Source organism: Clostridium psychrophilum (assembly GCF_018861705.1).
Classification (GTDB): Bacteria; Bacillota; Clostridia; order Clostridiales; family Clostridiaceae; genus Clostridium_AD; species Clostridium_AD psychrophilum.
Map to the genome: position 1 here is coordinate 1 of NZ_JAHLEC010000171.1, position 4,439 is coordinate 4,439.

Here is a 4,439-nt window from a genome sequence, read left to right on the forward strand (position 1 = left end):
AGGAATGTTAAATTTAATTAACATATTCCTTTATCCTTTTTATATTTTAAGGGTTACTTAAATTTGCAAGTTACTTATATTATTAGGATATATTAAACTACACGTCTACAATTACCATAGAATAAACGTAGTATAAAATACAAAATGCCGTGTAATGAATAAGGTTGCTTTCAGATGTTGAGCCGACAAAAGCTATCACCACAAGTATATACTTAAATGATGATACCTACGAAAATTGCTCTATGTCTGAAACAAACTATTAAACGATGCCGCGTTAGCACTTACTATGGGATTTCAATAAATATTACTTTCCCAAAATCAACGATAATCTGCTATATTTAGCTTATATCTTGCAATAATCCAAATAAAATTCATGATGATCAGTATATCTTGTATTTTATATCATTAACTTTAATTTTCATATATAAAAACAAACTAAGGTGGCATTACATAATGAAAAAGAAAAATTTATGGCGTTACAATTTTAACTAATTTAATTAGTTAAGAATTTAGAGCAGAATGCAAGTCAAAATTTTATATTAGCACATATCTGCCACCGCTTTTAGCGGTTTAGTTCAACTGTTATTTCACGACATGCCTGAGACTAAAAAATACTGTTACTCTATTACATTATGATAATTGCTTTGATTATTGCAACAGCAATTACCACGATGATATTGATTATTACAACATGGATTATACCAAGGTTCGCACCAAGGTTCGCACCAAGAATCACAGCAACAACAATTATTACAACCATTATTGTAACTACAACCATTATTGTAACTACAATAATTATTCAAAGGCAAAGAATTATCGGAACAACTTTCACTATGATTATCAAATAAGTTATCACAACAATTATCATTTTTAGAAATATCATCATGATGATATTTCTTTCCTAAGCAATCATCGCAAGAAACTTCAAAATCATGTATATCTTCAGATGTTGACATACTATCACTTCCTTTGCTTTAGACAATATATAATATGATTTCTTAAAGAAATTGGACATATAATAAAAAACAATTTATAAATTATTAAAACTCATATAGCCAAAGTACGTTAAATATATGTTTAGCATACTTTGGCTATATGACTTGCCTATATGATATTGCTTAACAATATTGGTATTAACTAGTTATATAAAGCATTACATCTTAAATTTAAAAATATATATTTTTAAATTTTGAATCATAAACTTTTTTTAATCACACAACTATTTTTTATAGAATATATTAGAAATATAGAATATACATTAGCTATATTTTGTACAAGCTCATTAATCAAACCATTGTAAATTTATAATAAAGGCATTTAAAAATATTAATCTGATTTAGTGGAACATATTTTCAGCGTATATCCTTTATGTTGAAAATATTCTTAATGGTTCATAGATATAAGAAATTTTAATGGCCAAATCAGTATTAATGATTATTGTCTTATTTTAAATTTAAAAAGGAGTTGTATTAAATGAGTAAAGATGTTGATTGTAATAAGTGTACTAAAAGTTCATGCGGTTCATGTGATTTATGTAGCGTCATTAATGCAGATCCATCAGATATGGAGAAACACGGTGCAAGATTATTAACTGTAAGAATAAAAGTAAGGAACGTATGCTTTGATAAAAGAGTAGCTGTTGCATGCATTATATATGATAGCTGTCATAGAATAGTTGCTTTTAGGGGGTTTACTACAATTATATGTAGAGAAAATGGATGTGGTGAATGTGGCACTATTGAACGTAAATTAGTGTTTGTACTTCCTGATGATATTACATGTGATCCTTGTGATTTAGATGTTCGTACCGCAGCAAATTATATATACCCATGTGAGGACTGATAAATAGTGTAGTGGCAAATTTGGCCTAGCGTAATCGCTAGGCTTCTTTATCGTTTTATATTAAAAAACACTTAACTACCTGCTGATACATCATTATAATTATTTGTAAAGTACGTTAAATGAATAGGTTTGGATTCAGATGTTAGGCCGATAAAAGCTATCACCTTAAGTATATACTTAAAGGGGTATGAAGAACATAGCTGCAACCAGAAGCAATACCTTAAATTAAGAATTTGATAATCACTTCATTATAAGTCTCTTGAGCTTCAGTAATTGATAAATTCACATATATTTCGAGAATTTTTCTGCTTTTCTATTAATATCTACAATCTCTATTTTTTAATTCGTTAAATTTAAAGATCGCATCAGTTTTATTATTAAATTACATGAGCTATCTTTTAAAAGTTTCTATAATGTCAAGTGTAGGAACTTAGTTTATGATTAGCTTACCGTATGACTCTAAAATACTCAATAAAATGCTTTAAATGCACCTAAGTTCTACTTCCAAAATTAAATTTGGAACTTTCCTATTGCTTCTGGTTACAACTATGTTTTTCATACCCCATTTAAGAAATCTATCGCGAAAAGTAGTTTTGCTCATTTTTAATTTCAATGCAATACTTCTTAAACTTTTTTCTTCTTTAAGTTCGGCATTTTTTTATTATATCTTTCTATAAATTCTTCTATAGATTTATTAATAATATAATTTTTTGACCTATCTTCTAAAAGTTGAATAGGCTTTAATTTATCTAAAGTATCCTTTTGTACTGAAATTGAAAACTTAACTGATGCCATTATTTATCCTCCAATCTATAATGATTTTGATATTCTAAATTAAATTCATTTGCACCTTTAGTATCAATATCTTTTAAGAACTTACTAACTTCATGAAATCTTATAACAGATTCATTTGTTTCATAATTAAAATCATTTGGAAGCGTTATATCAACAATCAATTTGTTATCTGGAAGTCGATAAACACTGCCACTTGAAGCATAACCAATAAAAACAATATCTAAAGATTTATACCCATAATATTTTGCAATAGTTGAAGCAATATAACCACCAATGTCTTTTTTATCTAAAATACGTTTAACTTCTATAATTTTCATATTAATAACCACCTTTTATTTTATCTAAACGCTAATTTGATAACTTATTTACTAACTCTCTATAACTTATTATAGCATAAAAGGTGTTCTGTTTCAACACAATCAAACACAAATAACAAGTAAATAAAGGCAATTTGGCTTCTTTATTTACTTGTTATAAAAGTTATAAATAAAAATGATCAAAAAATAAATTATGTCGTGAAAGTTCATTTGAACTAAACCGCTAACAGCGGTGGCAGACGAGTGCTAATTATGTTAATTTAATTTTTACTTAAATAAAATGCAAAGAAGTATCTTATTTACTAAGATACTTCTTTATTATAATTCACACTTCCTATAAACTTTTATTGTTGAAAGAACAAAATCTCCCTACGGTCGAGTAAAAACCCTTATGCCAAGCAAATATGATAATCTCATCGTCCTTTGATTATCATATTTGCATCACATTCTGGGCATAGAACAATAGGACTACCACTCTTCTTGTCAAATTCCTCAGGTGTATAACATTCAAACGCAACAAATTCAGATACCTCTTCTTCATACCCACATTTCTTACATTTAAAAAGTATCATCTTATCGGGTCCCTCTGTTTGAAATGGTATCTCCCTTTCATCCATTTTAATTTGACCAATTGCAATAACAAGTTGAACCAATTTGTATTTATACTAAAATCGTTGAAATTACTTATGCTGCATAAATTATATCCAATTGAGATTCAAATAGTTCTTCAGGGGTATTGTATTTGAGTATACGTCTTGGAAGTGTATTCATCCATTCCTCGATAAAAGAGATATCAGAGGAACTATAATCTGACATACGTTTTCCTTTGGGAATGAAGCGACGAATTAACCCATTGTGACGTTCGTTAGTACCCTTTTCAAATGAAGAATATGGATGAGTAAAGTATACCTTTGTATCGCTGTCATCCTCAAGTGTGGATAAATCAGCAAACTCAGAACCATTATCTCCAGTTATTGTTTTGAATACCTGGCTGAACTGCTCACCATACAAGCTACTGATGTGTTTAAGCTCATTTATAACTGCACTAGCTGTTTTACTAGCAATTGAACGTACGATAGCATTCCTAGTCTTGCGTTCAACAATAGTTAGAAGTACACAGTCATTACCTGTTTTTTTTCCAATTACGGTATCAATCTCCCAATGACCAAATTCCTTACGACTATTTATAGAATTTGGGCGTTCTTCAATGCTTTTGCCAAGGTTCTTCTTATGTTTTATAACAGTTGATGGCTTAGTATTCCTACGTAGTTTTATTGGTAAATCAATATTTTTAACGCTAAGTAGACCAAGATCAATATAGTTGTACAAAGTTTTAGTACAAACTATTTCAGATCGCTTAAACAGCTTATTTTTAAGTGAATTACCCACACAAGCATCTGGAGACCACGATGAATTTTTAATCATATCCACTACAAAATTTATAAATTCACAGCATTCTAACCGCTTAAAGGCACGACAAGAATT

At 28.8% G+C, this 4,439-nt stretch carries 7 protein-coding genes; 1 reads left to right on the plus strand and 6 read right to left on the minus strand.

The window, feature by feature from the left end:
- Positions 1-617: 617 nt before the first annotated feature.
- The gene (locus KPL38_RS18295; protein WP_216290567.1) at positions 618-956 is read right to left on the minus strand and encodes a hypothetical protein; all 339 of its coding nucleotides are present in this window, start codon (positions 954-956) and stop codon (positions 618-620) included.
- A 517-nt stretch (positions 957-1,473) separates the two neighbouring features.
- On the opposite strand from KPL38_RS18295, the gene KPL38_RS18300 reads away from it, so the two are divergent.
- A complete protein-coding gene (locus KPL38_RS18300) occupies positions 1,474-1,842 on the plus strand; it encodes a hypothetical protein (protein ID WP_216290568.1) in 369 nt (122 codons plus the stop codon).
- Between the two features lie 481 nt (positions 1,843-2,323).
- Here KPL38_RS18300 and KPL38_RS20155 read toward each other — a convergent pair whose 3' ends face one another.
- The 5 genes from KPL38_RS20155 to KPL38_RS18320 all read right to left on the minus strand — a co-directional run.
- A complete protein-coding gene (locus KPL38_RS20155) occupies positions 2,324-2,455 on the minus strand; it encodes a hypothetical protein (RefSeq protein ID WP_281419377.1) in 132 nt (43 codons plus the stop codon).
- A gap of 11 nt (positions 2,456-2,466) precedes the next feature.
- Complete coding sequence (locus tag KPL38_RS18305) at positions 2,467-2,637, minus strand: ribbon-helix-helix domain-containing protein (protein WP_216290569.1); 171 nt, start codon at positions 2,635-2,637, stop codon at positions 2,467-2,469.
- A complete protein-coding gene (locus KPL38_RS18310; RefSeq protein WP_216290570.1) occupies positions 2,637-2,954 on the minus strand; it encodes a hypothetical protein in 318 nt (105 codons plus the stop codon). The genes KPL38_RS18305 and KPL38_RS18310 overlap by 1 nt, the downstream gene beginning before the upstream one ends.
- A gap of 413 nt (positions 2,955-3,367) precedes the next feature.
- Positions 3,368-3,571, minus strand: a complete 204-nt coding sequence (locus tag KPL38_RS18315; protein WP_216290571.1) for a hypothetical protein — start codon at positions 3,569-3,571, stop codon at positions 3,368-3,370.
- A gap of 67 nt (positions 3,572-3,638) precedes the next feature.
- Positions 3,639-4,439, minus strand: an 801-nt coding sequence (locus KPL38_RS18320; RefSeq protein WP_216290572.1) for an IS30 family transposase, incomplete at its 5' end; no start/stop codon positions are given.

What these genes read in the sequence shown, in the direction of transcription:
- KPL38_RS18305 (WP_216290569.1), bottom strand. Translation starts at nt 2,637, where the DNA reads ATGGCATCAGTTAAGTTTTCAATTTCAGTACAAAAGGATACTTTAGAT.
- KPL38_RS18310 (WP_216290570.1), bottom strand. Translation starts at nt 2,954, where the DNA reads ATGAAAATTATAGAAGTTAAACGTATTTTAGATAAAAAAGACATTGGT.
- KPL38_RS18315 (WP_216290571.1), bottom strand. Translation starts at nt 3,571, where the DNA reads ATGGATGAAAGGGAGATACCATTTCAAACAGAGGGACCCGATAAGATG.
- KPL38_RS18300 (WP_216290568.1), top strand. Translation starts at nt 1,474, where the DNA reads ATGAGTAAAGATGTTGATTGTAATAAGTGTACTAAAAGTTCATGCGGT.
- KPL38_RS18295 (WP_216290567.1), bottom strand. Translation starts at nt 956, where the DNA reads ATGTCAACATCTGAAGATATACATGATTTTGAAGTTTCTTGCGATGAT.